General features: G+C 65.5%; 18 protein-coding genes and 1 pseudogene. 10 read left to right on the top strand and 9 right to left on the bottom strand.

All coding sequences use genetic code 11. The features are described 5' to 3' along the window. The first annotated feature begins 87 nt into the window (after positions 1-87). The 7 genes and pseudogenes from BST42_RS02290 to BST42_RS02260 all read left to right on the top strand — a co-directional run bounded on the left by BST42_RS02290 (position 88) and on the right by BST42_RS02260 (position 7,180). Entirely contained in the window at positions 88-846 is a 759-nt protein-coding gene (locus BST42_RS02290; protein WP_237159170.1) for a hypothetical protein, read from the top strand. Further along, positions 815-2,017, top strand: a complete 1,203-nt coding sequence (locus tag BST42_RS02285; protein WP_083116920.1) for a polyprenyl synthetase family protein — start codon at positions 815-817, stop codon at positions 2,015-2,017. Before BST42_RS02290 ends, BST42_RS02285 begins: the two co-directional genes overlap by 32 nt. Next, on the top strand, positions 2,014-2,472 hold the full coding sequence (locus BST42_RS02280) for a hypothetical protein (protein ID WP_083116919.1): 459 nt from the start codon (positions 2,014-2,016) through the stop codon (positions 2,470-2,472). Before BST42_RS02285 ends, BST42_RS02280 begins: the two co-directional genes overlap by 4 nt. Further along, on the top strand, positions 2,469-2,747 hold the full coding sequence (locus tag BST42_RS02275) for a hypothetical protein (RefSeq protein ID WP_083116918.1): 279 nt from the start codon (positions 2,469-2,471) through the stop codon (positions 2,745-2,747). Before BST42_RS02280 ends, BST42_RS02275 begins: the two co-directional genes overlap by 4 nt. Next, a complete protein-coding gene (locus BST42_RS02270) occupies positions 2,744-3,766 on the top strand; it encodes a hypothetical protein (protein WP_083116917.1) in 1,023 nt (340 codons plus the stop codon). The genes BST42_RS02275 and BST42_RS02270 overlap by 4 nt, the downstream gene beginning before the upstream one ends. After that, complete coding sequence (locus BST42_RS02265; protein WP_083116916.1) at positions 3,759-4,166, top strand: SCP-2 sterol transfer family protein; 408 nt, start codon at positions 3,759-3,761, stop codon at positions 4,164-4,166. The genes BST42_RS02270 and BST42_RS02265 overlap by 8 nt, the downstream gene beginning before the upstream one ends. Beyond that, positions 4,163-7,180: pseudogene (locus tag BST42_RS02260) on the top strand (FAD-dependent oxidoreductase). Before BST42_RS02265 ends, BST42_RS02260 begins: the two are co-directional and overlap by 4 nt. 7 nt (positions 7,181-7,187) lie before the next feature. Here the strand turns inward: BST42_RS02260 and BST42_RS02255 are convergent. From BST42_RS02255 to dapB, 3 genes are read right to left on the bottom strand one after another with little or no spacing between them, the layout of a single operon-like run. After that, positions 7,188-7,640: a flavodoxin family protein gene (locus tag BST42_RS02255; protein WP_083116915.1), complete on the bottom strand. Its 453-nt coding sequence runs from the start codon at positions 7,638-7,640 to the stop codon at positions 7,188-7,190. Continuing rightward, on the bottom strand, positions 7,637-8,059 hold the full coding sequence (locus BST42_RS02250) for a tetratricopeptide repeat protein (protein WP_083117245.1): 423 nt from the start codon (positions 8,057-8,059) through the stop codon (positions 7,637-7,639). Before BST42_RS02250 ends, BST42_RS02255 begins: the two co-directional genes overlap by 4 nt. Positions 8,060-8,094: 35 nt before the next feature. Continuing rightward, entirely contained in the window at positions 8,095-8,829 is a 735-nt protein-coding gene (gene dapB, locus BST42_RS02245) for a 4-hydroxy-tetrahydrodipicolinate reductase (protein WP_083116914.1), read from the bottom strand. Positions 8,830-9,180: 351 nt separating this feature from the next. Here dapB and BST42_RS02240 point away from each other — a divergent pair, with 351 nt between their 5' ends. Continuing rightward, complete coding sequence (locus tag BST42_RS02240) at positions 9,181-10,134, top strand: PE-PPE domain-containing protein (RefSeq protein WP_165760760.1); 954 nt, start codon at positions 9,181-9,183, stop codon at positions 10,132-10,134. A gap of 146 nt (positions 10,135-10,280) precedes the next feature. Continuing rightward, positions 10,281-11,045 carry a hypothetical protein gene (locus tag BST42_RS02235; protein ID WP_237159167.1) on the top strand — a complete coding sequence of 255 codons (765 nt, stop codon included), beginning with the start codon at positions 10,281-10,283 and terminating at the stop codon, positions 11,043-11,045. On the opposite strand, the gene aldR is transcribed toward BST42_RS02235, so the two are convergent. After that, a complete protein-coding gene (gene aldR, locus BST42_RS02230; protein WP_083116911.1) occupies positions 11,040-11,552 on the bottom strand; it encodes an HTH-type transcriptional regulator AldR in 513 nt (170 codons plus the stop codon). The genes BST42_RS02235 and aldR overlap by 6 nt on opposite strands. A gap of 93 nt (positions 11,553-11,645) precedes the next feature. Here aldR and ald point away from each other — a divergent pair, with 93 nt between their 5' ends. Then, entirely contained in the window at positions 11,646-12,761 is a 1,116-nt protein-coding gene (gene ald / locus BST42_RS02225) for an alanine dehydrogenase (protein WP_083117244.1), read from the top strand. A 77-nt stretch (positions 12,762-12,838) separates the two neighbouring features. On the opposite strand, the gene BST42_RS02220 is transcribed toward ald, so the two are convergent. The 5 genes from BST42_RS02220 to BST42_RS02200 are packed head-to-tail and all read right to left on the bottom strand — an operon-like array spanning position 12,839 to position 19,245. Then, positions 12,839-13,633: a VOC family protein gene (locus BST42_RS02220; protein WP_083116910.1), complete on the bottom strand. Its 795-nt coding sequence runs from the start codon at positions 13,631-13,633 to the stop codon at positions 12,839-12,841. A gap of 60 nt (positions 13,634-13,693) precedes the next feature. Next, a complete protein-coding gene (gene bla, locus BST42_RS02215) occupies positions 13,694-14,608 on the bottom strand; it encodes a class A beta-lactamase (protein WP_237159165.1) in 915 nt (304 codons plus the stop codon). Beyond that, entirely contained in the window at positions 14,605-15,630 is a 1,026-nt protein-coding gene (locus BST42_RS02210) for a nitronate monooxygenase (protein ID WP_083116908.1), read from the bottom strand. The genes bla and BST42_RS02210 overlap by 4 nt, the downstream gene beginning before the upstream one ends. A gap of 2 nt (positions 15,631-15,632) precedes the next feature. Continuing rightward, on the bottom strand, positions 15,633-17,018 hold the full coding sequence (locus tag BST42_RS02205; protein ID WP_083117243.1) for a M16 family metallopeptidase: 1,386 nt from the start codon (positions 17,016-17,018) through the stop codon (positions 15,633-15,635). Next, positions 16,996-19,245 (bottom strand): polyribonucleotide nucleotidyltransferase, encoded by a 2,250-nt coding sequence (locus BST42_RS02200; RefSeq protein WP_083116907.1) that lies wholly within the window; start codon positions 19,243-19,245, stop codon positions 16,996-16,998. Before BST42_RS02200 ends, BST42_RS02205 begins: the two co-directional genes overlap by 23 nt. Between the last annotated feature and the right edge of the window lie 198 nt (positions 19,246-19,443).

Below are 19,443 nucleotides of genomic sequence, written 5' to 3'. Positions count from 1 at the left end.
CGGCGAATTAATTGCGTGCGCGTCCATTTCCTCTGCCATGATCGAGGCGAAACATCTACGACTTGTCGGGGGTCCGTAGTCATGTACATGAGCGCAGAGCGGTTTGCCTTGGCCAACCAGGCGGTCCGGGACACATTCGCGCAGTGCAGCATTGTCTGGCAGGCCATCCCGCACTGGGACGTCGGGGATCCCGGCCAGATCAAAGTCGCTGACGGCAAATACAGTCCGCCGGGCTTTCTCAATCTGACATTAGATCAACAGCCGTTTCAAGTAACTCTTGCCCAGGCGAATGGGCCGACCCCTGACGCATTACTCACCGAAGTCATGGCCAGGACGAAGGTGCTAGCCAAGAACGTCGATGACGCCATCCTCCCGCAGCTCTACGCAAATGCGACCCTGAGCCTGTCAACAAACAACAGCGACAATGATCTGCTGAAGAAACTAATCGCCGCCCGTGCGCATGTGGAGGATGGAGGGTATCGGGCGCCGTCGTGCCTGATCACCAACACAGAGGGGCTGACCAATCTCAGCCAGTTTGTGAGCGGGTCTTCAATCCTGGACGGGCTGCTCACCGGGGCGAACATCAACGCATTGCACCGGACCACGCATCTGGAAGGAGCGGACGCTGACACGCGCATCGTGGTGCTTGGTCGTAGAAGGCGAATCCCCCAGGGCTCAGCGCCCGACGCATCGCCCGGTGAGGAGCCGGTGGACATCGCCGTCAGCCTTCCGCCGAGCCTGGAGATCGACGGCGAGACCGGCGGTGGCCAAATACAGCTCACCGCACGGATCCGGTACGCCTTGAGGATCACCGATGACCTCGGCCTCGCCGCCCTCTACCACTGAGCCATGTGCACGCGGCCCGAAGTCGCTATCGGCCCGGCCGCTCGACGATTACCTCGCACTGTGCAAAGAAGCCTGCGACGGTGAGATCGCGCGGTTGTACGGTCCGGGTGAGCGTGGAAACGGCAGCCTCTACGACCTGATCCTCGACTATCCCCTGCGGGGCGGCAAGGCGCTTCGGCCTGCGCTGAGCATCGCGACATGCCTCGGGCTCGGTGGCCATCTCGAGGCCGTGCTGCCCACGGCGGCCACCCTGGAGCTGTACCACAACGCGTTCCTGATCCACGACGACATCGAGGACGAATCCTGGTGGCGGCGCGGCAAACCCACGCTGCACATCGACCACGGCGTCCCGATCGCCATCAACGTCGGCGACGCCATGCTGTCGCTCTCGCTGCAGCCGCTACTCGACAACGTCGAACGAGTAGGACTCGGCCCAGCACTGCGCATTCTGCGAGCGGTCGCGAAAATGACCCGCCTGACTGTCGACGGCCAGGCGCTGGAACTCGACTGGGTGCGCTCCAACAGTTGGCGGCTCAACGACGCCGACTACCTGAAGATGGTGGAACTGAAAACCAGTTGGTACACCTTCATCACGCCCTTGCAGGCCGGCGCCATTGCGGCGGGAGCCGGGCCCGAGCGGATGGAGCCGTTGGAGTCCTTCGGACGACATCTCGGCGCGGCCTTCCAGATCACGGATGACTTGCTCAATCTGCGGGGCGACCCGCAGGAGTACGGCAAGGAGATCGGCGGGGATCTGTGGGAGGGCAAGCGAACCCTGATGCTGCTGTACACCTTGCGCCATGCCGAGCCGAAGGATCAGGACCGCGCCATCGCGATCTTGGCCAAGCGCCGACCGAGTCCCGACGGTGAGGAGCTGACCGACCTGCTCGATCGGCTCGCAGCACAAGGCGAACTGTCGCAATCGGGGCGGGCCGAACTCGTGGCGCGTCTGCAGAGCCACCAGCCTTCGGAGTGCAAGAGCATCAGCGACATTCGCTGGTTGTTCGAATTGATGCTTGACGTCGGAGCGCTGCGGCATGCACGCGATGTCGCCGCGACACACGCCCGGCAGGCGGCCGCGGTGCTGGCAACTCTCGACTGGTTCCCGCACAGCCGGCACCGCGACGTGCTGGCCGATCTCGTGGACTACGTGCATGGGCGAACTCGATGACCCCCGAGCAGATGGCCGGCATGCTGGCGGAACTCGAGCGAGTCCGCGAACTCACCCTCGACCTCATCGAGCGAGAAACACCACACTTGCATCCGCCACCACCAGACGAAGCCGATGGGACGCAGCGGGCGATCTTCGAACTGCTGATCGGCGCGCGGCGTGCGGTTCTCGGCAATCCAGCGGCCGCTCGCAGGCTGCACGACCTTCTCGTTGCCGAGGGGCGCCGGTATGCCGAGACCCCACGCGGAGCGCGGCTGCGTGACGGACTGGCTGCGTCCGAATCGGTGGAAAACCTGCGCCGGGTGTGGGAAATGTTGAGTCTCAACGTTCTCGGCGGCCCCGCCGCACCCAGCGGGACCCCAGACGCGTGGGCTGATCTGCTGGTCGACGCTCTCGTCGGACACGGCCTCGACGACACGACCCTGGCCAGGCTACGGCCCGAGGGGTTCACGTGACACTCACCGATCCTCGTCAAGCACTTGCCGACAAAAGCGATTTCATCGGCTATCTGGTCGGTCTCGCCGCCCTCGCCGGGTTGGTTCACGCCCTGGCCTCCGACACCGGCCCCGTCGCCGCGCCGGTAGAGGACTGCGACGACTTCGGGTACGCCCTGCTTGGGCTCGCCAGCCTAGGTTCGGCTGTCGAGCGAATGGCCAATTGCTCTACCCAACAACTCGATACGAGACCCACCGGGGAACCGCAGGCCCCGACGACAAGGTTCCTGCGATGAGCGCCACGCTCGCACGCAGCGACTTCCTGCGAAGCCCGATCTTGGCCGCGGCCCGGCCCGCGGGTTTCAAGGAGTGGCATCACTTCGTGATCCACGGTCACGGCGTGCGAGTGTTGATCAACCTCAGCCTCAACAACGAAGTCTTCGGAGCCGACGAGGTGCGGCCGGCACCCCGCGTCATCGTGATCGCACACGACGAGAACTGGACCGGTGCCATCGAACGGTTCGACGGGCACGCGATCGAGGTCTCGGCTGACCTGGGTGACCTGACGATCGGCAACAGCCGGATGACCGTGCAAGCTGACGGCTACCGGCTGTCAATAGATCTGCCCGAGAACGACATTCGGGGTGAAGTGCATTTCACTGCGACCAGCCGGCCGTTCGTGGTTCGCAACGAACCGGCGGGCGACGGTCGGATCAGCTGGCTGTTCGTGCCACGATTGCGCGCGTCCGGTTGGCTGCACGTCGGCGGCCGACATCACCGATTCGCCGACGATCTGGCCTATCACGACCACAACTGGGGCCGATTCCGGTGGGGCGACGATTTCGGCTGGACCTGGGGAACCATCTTGCCCACTGCCCCCGAAGAGCCGTGGTCGATGGTCTTCGTCGAGATAACTGACCGCAACTGGCTGCGGTCGGTATCACGATCGCTCTACGTATGGCGCCACGACGAGCCCGTCGCGATATTCCGACACGCGGCCGTCCAGACCCACTCGAATGGCAGACTCAGCCGCGCGGCCGATTGCACGCTGCCCCCTCCGATGCGCCTGCTGCTCGACGGCGAGGTACCAGGTGTGCCGGAATTGGTAGAGGTCACGGCGGCACGAGCGGGCGATGCCGTGCGTGCCGAGTTCCATTCGCGTTCCTATGCTCGCCTGGCGCAACCGAGCGAAGTGCGCCTGGACCGATCGACGGTGCTGTGTGAAACCGACGGGACAGTTCGGGTGCAGGGCACAATCAGGGGTGAGGACTTCACCTTCGTCGGTACCGGTGTATTCGAGTTCCTCTATGGCTGAACAGGTGTCGGCACTCTTCCGGCGGTCAGTGGACCATCTCGCGGACGATATGCCCGCCAGTTACCGGTTGCTGGTTGCCGAACTCGGCCCCCTGATCGTTGAACTCGACGTCGGCGACGACATCTTCTCGGTACACGCAGGCGATGAACGACTGCAGGTGACGGACGGTCCCGCGCAGGCGGCCGGCGTCCGGATCCGAACGTCACGAATGACCATTCTCGATTTGATCGACGCCAAAGTCGGGCTCGACGAGGCGGTGGAGGCCGGCGCGGTGTCGGTACATGGTTGCCTCGATGACGTCCAGCGCGCACACGACACGTTGTTGGCATACATTCACGGCTCGGTCCGAGCGGCGTCGGTACCCGCGCTGCTGTCAGAACTCCGGGCAGGTGCGCCATGACCGACCACGGCATAAGGACCCCGGCGTCCTGCAAGCGCCGTCCCACCGTAGCGGTGATCGGCGCCGGCATCGCGGGGCTCACCGCCGCTCAGGAACTCGCCGAGCGGGGTTTCGTCGTCACGGTGTATGAAGCAGAGCATGACGAGCGAAATGGGTTGGGCCCCAGATTCGCCGGGGCATACCCGCCTGTCAAACTCGGTGGTCTCGCCGCCTCGCAATATTCGACGGTCGGCACACACAACGGAAGCCAAGCCGAGTTGCGCCCCTTCCCCGGGCGCCGGGGCCACCCGCCGGCGCCCGGACGTGCGGTGCCGGGCGAGCACGGCTTTCGGTTCTTCCCCGCGTATTACCTGCACATCTGGGACATGTTCCAGCGGATACCCGTCTACCAGAACACCCGTCGAGCCGACGGCGCGTCGCACTGGACGCCGACCTCACGCACCGTCTACGACAACGTCCGCCGAGTGGTCACGCAGGGCGCCACCGCCGACGGTGAGCCGTCACTCGTATTTCCCCGCGAACTTCCGCGCAGCCCCGCCGAATTCCTCAGCGTGCTCTCGCAACTCACGACTTTTGGGTTCGCTCCCACCGATATAACAACCTATCAGAGCAGACTGCTTCGCTACCTTGTCACCAGCCCCTTGCGCCGCAGGTTCGAACTGCAGAACGTCTCGGCATACGACTTCTTCGTCGGACACGACCCCAAGACCGGTACGGACAAATACTCCTACACAGCGCAGTGCGACAAGCTATTGCGCCAGATGCCAAGAGTTTTGGTCGCCCTCGACTCACGCTGGGGTGATGCGCGCACGAATCTGAGCACGAATCTTCAGCTGTACCTGAGCATGGACCGTCGCGACAACAAGGCCGACGGCGTGCTCAACGGTCCCACCACCGAATCGTGGTTCGACCATTGGTACCACCACCTCATCGCGCTCGGCGTCCGCTTCGTCCACACGGCGGCGACCCGGATTGACCCGCCGACACCAGACCCCAAACAGCCACCGCATCTGCGTCCGCGCGCACAGATCACGTTCGCCGACGGCACCCGGCTGACTGCGGACTACACGGTCGTCGCCGTCGACGCACCCGCGGCCGAATACCTCGCCACCGCATTGCGCGCGGCAGGCACGGGCGGTACTGCGGCCAAGCTGGACGGTTTCACCACCACGGCTCCGCCACCCGATGGCCCGCTGCAACCTTCCGCCACTCGACCCAAACAATGGCGGGATCCCTACTCGATGGACGAACTGGGCCAAGTGCCATGGGATCGCTTTCAAACCCTGTGTGGGATCCAGTATTACTTCGACACAGAGTTCCAGCTTGTCCGAGGGCACATGCTGTATGTCGGCAGCCCATGGGCCCTGTCGTCGGTCAACCAGACAGGACTATGGGAGAAGCGCCCGATTCTGGACCGCGACGGACACGTCTCGGTGCTGTCGGTCGACATCGGCGATTTCAATACCCCCTCTCCGCACGTGCTCGACGAGTCCGGCCGCGCTAAAGCAGCACGCGATTGCACGCCCGATGAAATTGCCTCGGAAGTGTGGCGCCAGATCACCACCGCGCTGGCCGGCGACTCAGGATCGGCTGGACAAGGGGTGGTGCCGTGCCCGATGTGGTACGCACTCGACCGCGGTCTCGTCATGGCGGGCGGACCCGGTCAAGGCCAGGGTCGGGTGGTCCGCAACAAGACTCCGTATCTGGTCCCCATCGTGGGAGATTGGGGCAACCGGCCTGGTACCGAGCCGTGGAACCCGCACGGGACGTCATGGAGTTTCATCCCGCCGGAGGACGTGTGGCTCGAAAACCTCGAGCAGGCCAACGTCTGGCAAGCGCGTCACGGCGGCTACCAAGTGCACAACAATTCGGTGGTCTTCGCCGGCACATGGAACAAGACGTTCACTCGGTTGACGTCGATGGAGGCCGCGTGCGAGTCGGGCCGCCACGCGGTCAATGCCATTCTCGACCACTACATCTGGGTTGAATCGGGCGGCGTTGACCGCCGGGAGAAGAGCCCGCCGCTGAAGTGGGTGTTCCCGTACGGCTTCCTCGACCAAAGTCTGTCCAGTCCGATCCGGATGCCGACACCGGCCGGTGATTACTGCTATGTGTTCGACATCGAGAACCGGGAGCCGGCCGACACCCGCCCCCTCCGCAACATCGATTCAGACTTTTGCGAGCGGTCACTGCCGCACCCCCTGGACATCGTGGCTCCCTACCCGCTCGGTGTCTCAGCCCTTCCGACCACACCAGCAGGAGGCTAAACAATGTTCACACCGTCGCCGGATTACCTGCAGCAGCTGTTCGCCTATCTTCAAGCGGGGCAACAGCTTCTACAGCAGTGGACCACCATGTCCGGTGCCCCTCAACTTCCCACCAATCCATTCATGCCGCCCACCCCGGCGGCGGGGCATCCCATGCCCACCATGCCGTTGCCGGCACAGCCCGCGCCGTCCGGGCCGGACTACGCACAACAGTTGTTCGGCTACCTCCAGGCGTGGCGGCAGTATCTCGAACAGATGGCGCCCACACCGCCGGCGCCCGCCCAGGCCTCCCCCGCGGCACCGTTGTTCGGCGGCCCGGTGCAGGCCGCTCCCCACCCTCATCACGGTGGCGGGCCTGACGTTCCGACCAAGCCCGACGACAACGGGAGCAAGAGCAATGTGCTGAAAGACCAGAATTCGGGGCCGACTCCGCCGCCGGAGGTGGTGGTCGGACCTGCCCTCCGAAATTCAACGCAACTACCTGAGTCACAGCGGCTGGAGATACTGATCCCGCCCTTCCTGGATACCGGAAACCAGATCGACCGCCTCGGCCAGGGCATCGTCGCGGAGAGCCCGACCACGTCATCCGCGCAGGCGGCAGCCGTCCGTCAGCCGTCGAAGGCAGCCACCCCACGAGCAGCGTCGGCGTTCACAAGTGCAATGAATCGTGTGGATCCGGCGTCCGTGCAGCCGATCGTCGCCAAATCGCTCTTCTCTCAAGCGGGCATCGACACCCCGTCCGGCTGAGCGGCATTCATTCCATCAGCTGAGCTGCGACGGTCGCGCCGAGGTTCCAGCACGCCTCGACATCGTCCTTGCTCGGCTTGCCGGACACGATGACCGTCTCCGCGGCCCGCACCCAGCCCAGGCCGGCGGTGATGCCGTCGATCGCACGCTCGGCTCCCTCGGTGCCCTCGTTGCCGTGCAGGTAGACCCCGAACGGGCGCCCACGTGTGGCGTCGAGGATCTGGTAGTACGACTGATCGAATGCGTGCTTGAGTGCGCCGCTGATGTAGCCGAGATTGGCGGGGCTGCCCAGCAGGTAGCCGGCGGCCTCCAACATTTCCACCGATGACACCGTGAGCGCCGGACGCCGAATCACCTCCACGCCTTCGATTTCGGGGTCGGTAGCACCGGAGAGCACCGCCTCGAACATTTCCTGGCAGTGCGGCGACGGGGTGTGATGCACGATCAGTAGTCGCTTCATGTCGCTGACTCCGCCTGCATGGCAACGGCTTTGCGCATCGTCTCACGGGCTCGGCCCCGATCGCCCGCATAGTCGTAGGCCCGCGCCAACCGGTACCACCGCTGCCAGTTGTCTGGGTCGGCTTCCAGTTCGGCCCGCACCATGTCGAATAGCGCGTCCGCGGCGTCGCGCTCGATACGTCCCGACGGTGTCCGAGGCAGCTGGCTGACATCGAGTTCCATCCCGGCCTCGACGGCCAGCCGCGCCAGCCGCTGATGGGCGAACCCCGCGCGCAACGTCGCGGCCATCGCCCACACCCCGACGACAGGAAGGATCAGCACCCCGATGCCGAGCGCGACCGCGACCGGAGTTCCGGTGCCGATAAGAGTGATGCCCGTGCGGCCCAGCACCAGGAAGTAGACCACCAGGGCCGCACACATCAGGCCGATCAGCAGCTGGATTCGCAGCGCGGCGTTCACAGGTCGAGCAGCGGTTCGATTCCGATGGTGAGGCCGGGCCGGTTGGCGATCTGGCGCACAGCGAGCAGGACACCCGGTACGAACGACGTGCGGTCGAGGCTGTCGTGCCGGATGGTCAGCGTCTCCCCCATCGTGCCGAACAACACCTCTTGATGTGCGACCAGACCGGTGAGCCGAATGGAGTGCACCGGCACGCCGTCGACGTCGGCGCCGCGGGCGCCATCGAGGCCGGTACTGGTGGCATCAGGGTTGGGCGGCAAGCCTTTTCGCGCTTCGGCGATCAGCCGGGCGGTACGGGTCGCAGTGCCCGACGGGGCATCGGCCTTCTGCGGGTGGTGCAACTCGATCACTTCGACGGATTCGAAGTAGGGCGCGGCCTTCTGCGCGAAGTGCATCGACAGCACGGCACCGATCGCGAAGTTAGGGGCGATCAGCACGGCCGAATCCGGCCTCGCGGACAGCCACGAACGCACGCTGTCCAGGCGCTCATCCGTGAAGCCGGTGGTGCCGACGACCGCGTGGATCCCGTTGTCGATGAGGAACTTAAGGTTGTCCATCACCACATCGGGATGGGTGAAGTCGATGACCACCTCGGTGTCGCTGTCGGTCAACAGCGACAGCGCGTCACCGGCGTCGACTTCGGCGCTCAACGTCAGATCGTCGGCGGCCCGCACCGCCTCGCACATTGTGGTGCCAACTTTGCCCCTGGCCCCCAGAACCGCAACTCGCATAGCTGCAGCCTAGTCGGCAGGTACTTACGCCAACGCGGACAAACCGGCGAACGCGACAACCACGAAGATGACACCGAAAAGCACCGCCGCGAACACACCCTCGGCGACGGGCCGCAGTCGGGTGAACTTGATCGACACCAGCGCGACTGCGGCACCGACGCGGGCGGCGTAGGCCGGCGCGAACAGCCAGCCTGCTCCGCATCCCCGCCTGCTCCCCCGGCATCACCACATCCTCTCGGCCCAACGAGCAGACGCTAAGTGATCGGGTGTCGCGGCGCCACTCACCCCAACACGTCAATCGGCACCCACAGTGCGTTGCTACCGCCTACGATTCCGATGGGGAGGTCGGGGATGTTCAAGAAAGCTGGCTTGGCCGTAGCAATGACCGCCGCGTTGATCGCGGCGGCTCCGGTAAGTAATGCGGCAACAGTCCTCACGCTCGAGGGCGGCTTCGTCGGCATGCAGCACATCTGGCATTTTGTGCCGAAGCAACTGCAGGGCGACCTTTGCAAGTCACCGAACCACTGCCAACCGGTCGACTACTTCGCGTTGCCTGGCGGAGCATTCACGGATCAGGGAGCAACAAGAGTCCAGCAGGCCATCGCGGCGCTGCCCCCCGACGAGCAAATCGTACTCTTCGGGCACAGCCAGGGTGGGCAAGTCGTCTACTCCGATCTCCGACGGTTTGCCGCAGACCCGGCCAATGCTCCAGACCCGAGCCGCCTGACCTGGGTTTCAATCGGCAATCCGGAGAATCCGTACGGCGGCCGGCGCGGCAAGACCGAAAGTTCGACGGGACCGTGGCTCCCACCGGACACCGCCTACATGGGCACCGACGTCATCCGGCAGTACGACGGCTGGGCCGACTGGCCGGATGATCCCCGAAACCTGCTCGCGATCGCCAATGCCGTCGTCGGGATGTTCTCGATCCACCCGGACTACCGGCGAGTGGATCTCGACGACCCGAACAACGTCCGCTTCACCCCAGACGTCAACGGCCAGCCCGGCAACGTCACCTACGTGTGGGTGCCGACAAAGACGCTGCCCCTGATTGCGTGGGCCGGACCGCTGGCCCCCGCGCTGGACAAGCAGCTGCGGCCGATCATCGAGAAGGCCTACCACCGACCGGTGGACATTCCCGATCCGAATGCGCCGGCTCCCGTCGCGATCCAGCCTGCCAAAACGACTACAACGCCAACCAAAGCCGCGTCGACCAAGCGCGCGAAACCTGGTTCTCCTGGCGCAAAATCTGCCGGCGACCGGACAGCGAAACGTTCGACGGCCTCGTCGGCACGCCGCCACTAATCCGGTCCCCTGGCGATCGTCAGACTTGTCGGCGGTGCCCATTAGCATCCGGGAAATCGGTCTGATCGGAGACAAGAGCTAGGGGTTCCGTGAGCAGAAATGGCGCCGGCGGAGGAGGCGTAGCCGGAGTTCTCTTCTTCGTATTCATGGTCGGCTGGCTGGGCAGTCACATGGATGTCATCCTCGGCGTCCTCGTCGCCGTGGCAGCCATTGCCGGTTTCATCCTCCTTGGCGCCACCCTCATCCGAGCCGTTGGCGAAGCCGACGAACGGCGCGAACAGGCACGAGAGCAAGCACGCATCGACCAAGCCGCTCGCGCCGCCGCAGCTGAGCGCAAACGCGAAGAGCAGCAACGTAAAGACAAGCAGAGGCGCGTTGACATGTACGGCGTGGAAAACGCCGCACGCATCGAGTCGGCGTTCGAGGCGGTGAGGCAGGTAGCCGCTTCAGAAGCTGCCCGCGAAGGGTGGCTGGGCGACGTCGACTTCAGTTCGGAGATATTCGGAATCACCAGCACTCTCGAAAAAGCGCACCAATTGCGCACAGTAGCCGATGAATTGGCCGTGTTGGATAAACCCAGCGCAGACGACAAACGAATCCTCGCCGAGGCATCAAGCACCATCAAAAGTCTCGAACGCGCCGCAATCGAACGCGTCGAGCTGATCGAAAAATGCGCAGAAGAAGCACAATTCATCGACCGATCACTGCAGAACGAACGTAGAGATGCGAAGGTGGCCGAGCAACGGGCCGAACTTCACGCGAAACTGAGCGCCACGCTGTACGGGGTTGACGCAGCGCCCGACATCACGCCGCAAGGCCCGGAGGTTGACGCCGTGTTGGCGCGTGTCGCGGCCTATCGGGACATCAAGAATCAAATCCACCTCGCCCCGACGTGTCCTTCTGACCTATAGCGGTGCGGCACCGCGAAGGTGCTCGAAGATCAGCGATGTTTGGGTGCCGGCCACATCAGCGTCGGCGTTGAGGTTCTCGACGACGAATGACCGCAAATCGTCGGTGTCGCGGGCGGCCACATGAATGATGAAATCGTCGGCGCCGGCCAGGAAGTAGACATCCATCACCTGCGGCTTGCGCCGGATCTGCTGGATGAAGTTGTGGATCTTGCCGCGGGCATTGGCTTGCAGGCTGACCGAGATCATCGCCTGCAGCGGCAGCCCGATCGCGGCCGGGTCGATATCGGTGTAGAAGCCGCGGATCACCCCGATGTCCTGCAGCCGGCGCACCCGCCCGTGACAGGTCGACGGCGCGATGCCGATCGCGTCGGCCAGAGCGCTGTTGGAGATTCGCGCATCGGCATGCAGCGCCGCAAGGATCCGTCGGTCGACATCGTCGAGCTCGGTCCGAACATCCTTCGGAACGGGCATCGGGCGCACGGTAGATTTCGTCGATCGTTCGGCCATGGGCGCATCCTAGCGAATCTTTTTCGTCATGATTGCCATCACATCGAATGTTCTTCACACTTGATGCACGCAAACCTCAATCAAGGAGCGATCATGCGCGTCGGCATCCCGACCGAGATCAAGAACAACGAATACCGCGTGGCCATCACCCCGGCCGGAGTGTCCGAACTGGTCCGCCGCGGCCACGAGGTCATCGTCCAGGCCGGCGCCGGTGAGGGTTCCGCCATCCACGACGACGACTTCAAAGCCGCCGGTGCGCAGATCATCACCAGCGCCGACCAGGTGTGGGCCGAGGCCGACTTACTGCTGAAGGTCAAGGAGCCCATCGAGGCCGAATACGGCCGGATGCGCAAGGACCAGACCCTGTTCACCTACCTGCACCTGGCCGCCTCGCGTCCGTGCACCGATGCCCTGCTGGCGTCCGGCACCACGTCGATCGCCTACGAGACGGTGCAGACGGCCGACGGAGCGCTTCCTCTGCTGGCCCCGATGAGCGAGGTCGCAGGCCGGCTGGCCGCGCAGGTCGGCGCCTACCACTTGATGCGCACCCAGGGCGGTCGCGGCGTGCTGATGGGCGGCGTTCCCGGTGTGGCCCCGGCCAAGGTCGTCGTCATCGGCGGCGGAATGGCCGGCGACAACGCCGCCGCGGTCGCGTGGGGTATGGGCGCGCACGTCACCGTGTTCGACCTCAACATCAACATCCTGCGCAAGATCGACGCCGAGTACGGCGGTGCGATCGAAACCCGCTACTCCTCACGGCTCGACCTCGAGGATGCCGTCAAACAGGCCGATCTGGTCATCGGCGCCGTGCTGGTGCCGGGCGCCAAGGCCCCGAAGCTCGTCACGAATGCCACTGTGGCACAAATGAAGCCGGGTGCGGTGTTGGTGGACATCGCCATCGACCAGGGTGGCTGCTTCGAGGATTCCAGGCCCACCACGCACGACGACCCGACCTTCCGCGTGCACGACGCGGTGTTCTACTGCGTGGCCAACATGCCCGGCGCGGTACCGCGGACCTCGACGTACGCCCTGACCAACGCGACCATGCCGTACGTCATCAAGCTCGCCGACAAGGGCTGGCAGGGCGCCTGCGCGTCCGACCCGGCGCTCGCCAAGGGCTTGTCCACCCATCACGGACAGCTGCTCAACCACGAGGTCGCCAACGACCTTGACCTGCCGTACACCGATCCGGCCGGCCTGACGGCCTGAAAACCTCAGTGAGCCAACAGCTCACTACTGCACAGCGAACCGGGACTGCTCACCGCAGCGTCCCGGTTCGTTGGTCTTTACATCCCGGCAGGCGGATGGCCGAGGCAGATCAGCGCGCCCAGTGGGTCGCGCAGCACCGCCAGGGTGCCATACGGAGTGTCCTCGCCGGGCATCACGATCTCCGCACCGAGTTCCTCGGCCTGCTTCACCGTGGCTGCCACGTCGTCGACCGCGACGTACACCTGCCAGAACGACGGCACCTCAGCGGGAAATAGCTTGGCGGCGTCCATGATTCCCGAGTAGGCGCTCTCCCCGGCAAAAACCTGACCGTAGCGGTCCGGGCCGACGGCCTCCGGGTCACCGCCGGTACCGATCTCCTCGATCCGCGCCCCGAGCACCTGGCGGTAGAACGCCAGTGATGCGTCGTAGTCCTTGCTTTGGCATTCGAACCAATACGGCGTCCCGTGCTCACCCCACTCGGTGAACCCAGGATGCGTCCCGGGCTGCCAGAACCCGATGACCGCACCGGCGGGGTCGGTCACCACCATCATCGAGCCCAGATCGCCGACCGCCATCGGGGGCACCATCACCGTCGCGCCCGCGGCCTCCGCCGCCGCGACGGTGGCGCTCCCGTCGGTGGTGTGCAGGTACACCGACCAGATGTTCGCCGGGCCCTCGCCCATCGGCGGGATAAGCCCGGCCACCCGCTTACCGTTGCGGGTGAAGTTCTGATAGCCCCCGAACTCCGGGTGCGCCGGTCCCTCCAGCTGCCAACCGAAGATCTCGCCATAGAACTCCGCGGCGCGCGCGGGATCACTGCTCACCAGGTCGAACCAGATGGGCGCCCCGACCGGGGCGGCGTACTCACTCACGATGGATCCTTTCGGCTGATGTCGTCGGTCTTCAGTACTGACATCCAGCGAGACCCAAACTCATCGCGGGCGGGTCACCTCGGGCAACGCCAGCGTCGCCACCTCGGCGATGAGCTGACGCAGCGGCTCGGCCTGCGCATCGTCGGATCGAGTCCGGGTCATAATCGCCAGCAGAACCCGTTCACCGTTGGGCCCGAACGCGATCCCGACGTCGTTGGTGCTGGCGAAGTCACCGGATCCGGTCTTGTCAGCGGTCGTCCAGCCCGCCGGTAACCCACCCCGCATGCTCGAGGTTGTGTTGGCGCGCATCCAGTCCTGCAGCTGCGTGCGGTGCGGCCCGTCGAGAACGTCCCCGGTCAGCACCCGAGCGACACCACCGCCGAGCGCCCTCGGCGTGCTGGTGTCACGCGGATCGCCGGGAACGGCCGAATTCAGCTCGGTCTCCCAGCGGTCCAGCCGGGTGCGATCGTCCCCGATGGACCGGGCGAATGCGGTGATCGCCGGCGGCCCGCCGATGGTGCGCAGCAACATGTTGGCGGCGGTGTTGTCGCTGACCTGCAGCGCAGCTGCGCACAGATCCGCAATAGCCATGGGCTGACCGGCATTGGGCTCGGTACGCGGCGAGTTGGGCTTCAGTTCCGCGGGATCGACCAACATAGTGTCCGTCAGCCGCAACTCCCCGGCCTGCGCCTTCTGCAGCACCCGGGCCGAGAGGTAGGACTTGAACGTCGAGCACATCGCGAACGGGTCGCCGTCCCGGTGCGCCAGATCCACCTTCGAATCCAGGTTCTGGGCATAGAGCCCGACAAATGCGTTATGCCGCTTCTCCAGATCGGCGATGCGCTGCTCGACGGGCGGCAACGGCTCGGCCGGGTCGCTGAGAGTCGGGCGGGCCGGAGAGGGCTTGACGCCACAGGCCGCGAGTACGGACACCGCGGTGCCGGTGACCAGAAGGCGTCGGCGGGACAGGCTCACCGGGCATCCCCGGCCAAAGCCGCCACGATGCCGGCTGCGCTGCCTCCGCTGATCTCCCGCCATGCGGTACCCGCCCACAGGTTGGTGCCGTGCGGATCGCCGGCGGCGACGGCGGCGCGGCGCAGCGGACCGGTCATCTGGTTGACTTCCGGATAACCCAGCGGCGCCACATCGTCATAGCGCGCGGTGAAGTCATTGGCCAGGCCGCGCGCATACCGACCTGAAAAAGCCCGTGTCACAACAGTTTCGGTGAAGTTCTCATCGGTCAGCGCCGCGCGGTGGGCGGCGTTGGTGCCCGCCTCCTCGGCCAGCAAGAACGCCGTGCCCGCCTGCGCCGCGACCGCTCCCCCATCGAGCACCCGCCGGACATCCGCCGCACTGGACAGGCCACCCGCCGCAATCGCCGGCAGGTCGTAGGCCGCGATGATCGCGGACAGCAACGAATCCAACGGCTCATCGCCGGGCCGGACGACGGGATCGAACGTCCCCCGATGCCCTCCCGCTTCTGGGCCCTGCACCACCAGAGCGTCGGCGCCCGCGCCGACAGCCACTGCCGCCTCGTCGAGCCTCGTGACCGTCACCACGACCAGCACACCCCGATCACGTAGACGGGCAATGGTTTCCGGCGCCGGGCAACCAAAGGTGAACGACGCCACCTCCGGTGCGGTATCGGCAACCACGTCGAGCTTGGCCTGCCATGCGTCGTCGTCGGGATGGGGCCGCGCGATCTCGGCACCGTAGTGTTCGGCGAGCGGGGCGAGCAGGTCGCGGTAGCGCTCCAGCTCACCGGCATCTGCCGCCGACGGCTGCGGCACAAAGAGGTTCACACCGATCGGTGCCGACGTCAACGCCCGGGCGCCGGCAATCACCTCGGCGAACTTCTCCGCAGTCAGATAGCCGGCTGCCACGAAACCCAGACCACCAGCGTCGGACACCGCGGCCGCCAAGGCGGGCGTGCTCGGACCGCCTGCCATTGGTGCACCGAGAATCGGTACCGCCAAATCCTGCAGGCTGAAAGGCACGGCTAACTCCTGATCGTCCGAAGTGGCTGCGGTAGAGATCGTTTGGACTTGTGCGGGCCTAAGACGGCCGCACCGAACGGCTTGGTCAGCACCTGGCGGGCAACCGCGTTGACCTGATCCAGGGTGACTTCGTCGATGCGCTCCAGCGTGCTCGCGACACTGCGGTACTCACCGTAGTTCAGCTCACTGCGACCGAGACGGTGCATCCGCGACGCCGAGTCCTCCAGGCCGAGCACCAGGCCGCCCCGGATCGAGCCCTTGGCAATCCGGCACTCCGCCTCGGTGATGCCATCACGGGCGACGCCTTCGAGGACCTCGGTGGTCAACCGCACCACCTCGTCGAAGCGCTCGGGAAGGCAGGCCGCATACACCGACAATGCCCCGGCATCCGAGAAGCTGTCAACCGAGGAGTACACCGAATAGGCCAACCCGCGGTTCTCCCGAATCTGTTGGAAGAGCCGGGAACTCAGACCGCCGCCGAGGGCGGTGTTGAGCACCGACAGGGCCCAGCGGTGCGGCCAGTGCCGCCCCGGCACGCGAACGCCCAGCGACAGATGGGTCTGCTCGGCCTCACGACTGATCAGCTCCAGCCGGGGTGCGCCCGCTGGTCGGCTGGTGCCCTTGCGCGGAGCCTGCGGTGTGCGGCCTTTGACCAGATGCGCCTTGAAGTGCTTGCGCACCAGCCGGACTACCTCGTCATGCTCGATGTTTCCTGCGACCGCCACGACCATTCGCTCCGGGGTGTAGCGGCGCACGTGGAATGAATGCAGCTGCGATCGGGTCATTCCCGACACCGAATCGACACTGCCGATCACCGGCCGCCCGACCGGATGGTCCCCGAACATCGCCGACAGGAACACGTCGCCGAGGGCGTCTTCGGGATCGTCGTCGCGCATCGCGATTTCTTCGAGCACGACGTCACGTTCCAGTTCGACGTCATGGGATGCGCACACACCGTTGAGCACCACATCGGCCACCAGATCGACGGCCAACTCCAGGTCGTCGTCCAGCACGTGGGCGTAGTAGCAGGTGTGTTCCTTGGCGGTGAACGCGTTGAGCTCACCGCCGACGGCGTCGACGGACTGCGCGATCTCCACAGCGGTGCGACTCGGCGTCGCCTTGAACAGCAGATGCTCCAGGAAATGCGCGGCACCGGCGACAGTCGGACCCTCGTCGCGGGAACCCACGTTCACCCATACGCCCACCGAGGCCGATCGCACCGAGGGCACATACTCGGTGACGACCCGCAGACCACCGGGAAGAACGGTGCGCCGCACCGCAACCGGCGCCTCACTGGAGAGGCGCCGGCCGCGGCGAAGTGCGGCTGTGTTGATCCCCGTGTCGCTTCGCTCCTGCCCGCCGGAACTAGCTGCTGGCGGTCGCGGCATCGGCATCAGCGGGTGCCGGTGCAGCGTCCTCGGGAGCGTCTGCCCCGTCTTCGGACACCAGGATCAGCGAGATCTTGCCGCGGTTGTCGATGTCGGCGATCTCCACGCGGAGCTTGTCACCGAGCTTGACGACATCCTCGACCTTGGCGATCCGCTTGCCCTTGCCCAGCTTCGAGATGTGCACCAGGCCGTCGCGACCGGGCAGGAGCGAGACGAAAGCTCCAAAGTCGGTGGTCTTCACCACGGTTCCGAGGAACCGCTCGCCGACCTTGGGCAGCTGCGGGTTGGCGATCGCGTTGATCATGTCGATCGCCGCCTGCGCCGACGGGCCGTCGGTGGCGCCGACGAACACGGTGCCGTCATCCTCGATGGAGATCGACGCGCCGGTCTGCTCGGTGATCGAGTTGATCATCTTGCCCTTGGGGCCGATGACCTCGCCGATCTTGTCCACCGGCACCTTGATGGCGGTGACGCGAGGCGCGTACGGGCTCATCTCGTCGGGCTCGTCGATGGCCTCGGCCATCACGTCGAGGATCGTCAGGCGAGCGTCCTTGGCCTGAGCCAGAGCGCCGGCCAGCACCTGCGAGGGAATGCCGTCCAGCTTGGTGTCCAACTGAAGCGCGGTGACGAAGTCCTTGGTGCCTGCGCACTTGAAGTCCATGTCGCCGAAGGCATCCTCGGCACCGAGGATGTCGGTCAACGTGACGAACCGACGCTCTCCATCGACATCGTCGGACACCAGGCCCATGGCGATACCGGCAACCGGGGCCTTCAGCGGCACACCGGCGTTCAGCAGCGACAGCGTCGAGGCGCACACCGAGCCCATCGAGGTGGAACCGTTGGAGCCCAACGCTTCCGACACCTGGCGGATCGCGTAGGGGAACTCTTCGACACTCGGCAGCACCGGCATCAGAGCGCGCTCGGCGAGCGCGCCATGGCCGATTTCCCGACGCTTCGGGGAGCCGACGCGACCGGTCTCACCGGTCGAATACGGCGGGAAGTTGTAGTGATGCATGTAGCGCTTGGAGGTTTCCGGCCCGAGCGAGTCGATCTGCTGGGCCATCTTGACCATGTCGAGAGTGGTGACACCCATGATCTGGGTCTCGCCGCGCTCGAACAACGCGCTGCCGTGCGCCCGCGGGATGATCGCGACCTCGGCGGACAGCGCGCGGATGTCGGTGACGCCACGGCCGTCGATGCGGAAGTGATCGGTCAGGATGCGCTGGCGCACAAGCTTTTTGGTCAGCGAGCGGTAGGCCGCGCCGATCTCCTTCTCTCGCCCGGCGAATGTCTCGCTGAGCTCGCCGAGGACCTCGTTCTTGATCTCGTCGGTGCGCTCGTCGCGCTCCTGCTTGCCTGCGATGGTCAGCGCCTCCGCCAGCGGGCCGCCGGCCACGTGCGAAACGGCCGCGTACACGTCGTCCTGGTAGTCCGGGAACAGCGGGTAATCGGCGACCGGCTTGGCGGCCTTGTCGGCCAGCGCCTGCTGCGCGTCGCAGAGCGCGGCGATGAACGGCTTGGCGGCTTCGAGACCTTCGGCCACCACGGCCTCGGTCGGTGCGCCAGCGCCGCCGGCGATGAGCTCGATGACGTTGTCGGTGGCCTCGGCCTCGACCATCATGATCGCGACGTCATCGCCCGCCTTGCGGCCCGCGACGACCATGTCGAACACCGCTCCCTCGAGCTGCTCGACGGTCGGGAACGCCACCCACTGGCCGTTGATGAGGGCGACGCGGACGCCGCCGACCGGACCGGAGAACGGCAGACCGGAAATCTGAGTGGACGCCGACGCGGCGTTGATCGCCAGCACGTCGTACAGATCCTTGGGATCCAGGCTCAGGATCGTGACCACGACCTGAATCTCGTTGCGCAGGCCCGAGACGAACGTCGGGCGCAGCGGCCGGTCGATGAGCCGACAGGTCAGGATCGCGTCGGTGGAGGGACGGCCTTCGCGGCGGAAGAACGAGCCGGGGATGCGCCCTGCGGCATACATCCGCTCCTCGACGTCGATCGTCAGCGGGAAGAAGTCGAAATGATCTTTGGGGGTCTTGCTGGCGGTGGTCGCGCTCAGCAGCATGGTCTCGTCGTCGAGGTAGGCGACGACGGAGCCTGCGGCTTGCTGCGCCAGCCGGCCGGTCTCGAAACGTACGGTGCGGGTGCCGAAGCTCCCGTTGTCGATGACGGCGGTCGCTTCGAATACGCCTTCGTCGATTTCAGCTACAGACATGGATGCCCGTTCAGCCTTTCTGAATTCACTGTTCAGCTGTTTCGCGCCATCACAGGTGCATCCAGTCGGCTACGGCCGTCGATCGAAGCGGCCGGGCGCTCCCCAAATCATTTGGGGCCCGGCAGCCACTACCGAAGACCGCCCGATCAGGGAAGCTTCGCTGTGACACGCAGGAACGGGACACGCGGATCTGCATGC

The organism is Mycolicibacterium rhodesiae (genome assembly GCF_002086695.1).
Taxonomy (GTDB): domain Bacteria; phylum Actinomycetota; class Actinomycetes; order Mycobacteriales; family Mycobacteriaceae; genus Mycobacterium; species Mycobacterium rhodesiae.
This window is presented reverse-complemented; position numbering and strand designations above follow the sequence as displayed.

Bases quoted from the DNA above. Each gene is read 5' to 3' on its own strand.
- BST42_RS02290 (WP_237159170.1), top strand. From the start codon at position 88: ATGAGCGCAGAGCGGTTTGCCTTGGCCAACCAGGCGGTCCGGGACACA.
- BST42_RS02285 (WP_083116920.1), top strand. From the start codon at position 815: ATGACCTCGGCCTCGCCGCCCTCTACCACTGAGCCATGTGCACGCGGC.
- BST42_RS02280 (WP_083116919.1), top strand. From the start codon at position 2,014: ATGACCCCCGAGCAGATGGCCGGCATGCTGGCGGAACTCGAGCGAGTC.
- BST42_RS02270 (WP_083116917.1), top strand. From the start codon at position 2,744: ATGAGCGCCACGCTCGCACGCAGCGACTTCCTGCGAAGCCCGATCTTG.
- BST42_RS02265 (WP_083116916.1), top strand. From the start codon at position 3,759: ATGGCTGAACAGGTGTCGGCACTCTTCCGGCGGTCAGTGGACCATCTC.
- BST42_RS02255 (WP_083116915.1), bottom strand. From the start codon at position 7,640: ATGAAGCGACTACTGATCGTGCATCACACCCCGTCGCCGCACTGCCAG.
- BST42_RS02250 (WP_083117245.1), bottom strand. From the start codon at position 8,059: ATGTGTGCGGCCCTGGTGGTCTACTTCCTGGTGCTGGGCCGCACGGGC.
- dapB (WP_083116914.1), bottom strand. From the start codon at position 8,829: ATGCGAGTTGCGGTTCTGGGGGCCAGGGGCAAAGTTGGCACCACAATG.
- BST42_RS02240 (WP_165760760.1), top strand. From the start codon at position 9,181: ATGTTCAAGAAAGCTGGCTTGGCCGTAGCAATGACCGCCGCGTTGATC.
- BST42_RS02235 (WP_237159167.1), top strand. From the start codon at position 10,281: ATGGTCGGCTGGCTGGGCAGTCACATGGATGTCATCCTCGGCGTCCTC.
- aldR (WP_083116911.1), bottom strand. From the start codon at position 11,552: ATGGCCGAACGATCGACGAAATCTACCGTGCGCCCGATGCCCGTTCCG.
- ald (WP_083117244.1), top strand. From the start codon at position 11,646: ATGCGCGTCGGCATCCCGACCGAGATCAAGAACAACGAATACCGCGTG.
- BST42_RS02205 (WP_083117243.1), bottom strand. From the start codon at position 17,018: ATGCCGCGACCGCCAGCAGCTAGTTCCGGCGGGCAGGAGCGAAGCGAC.
- BST42_RS02200 (WP_083116907.1), bottom strand. From the start codon at position 19,245: ATGTCTGTAGCTGAAATCGACGAAGGCGTATTCGAAGCGACCGCCGTC.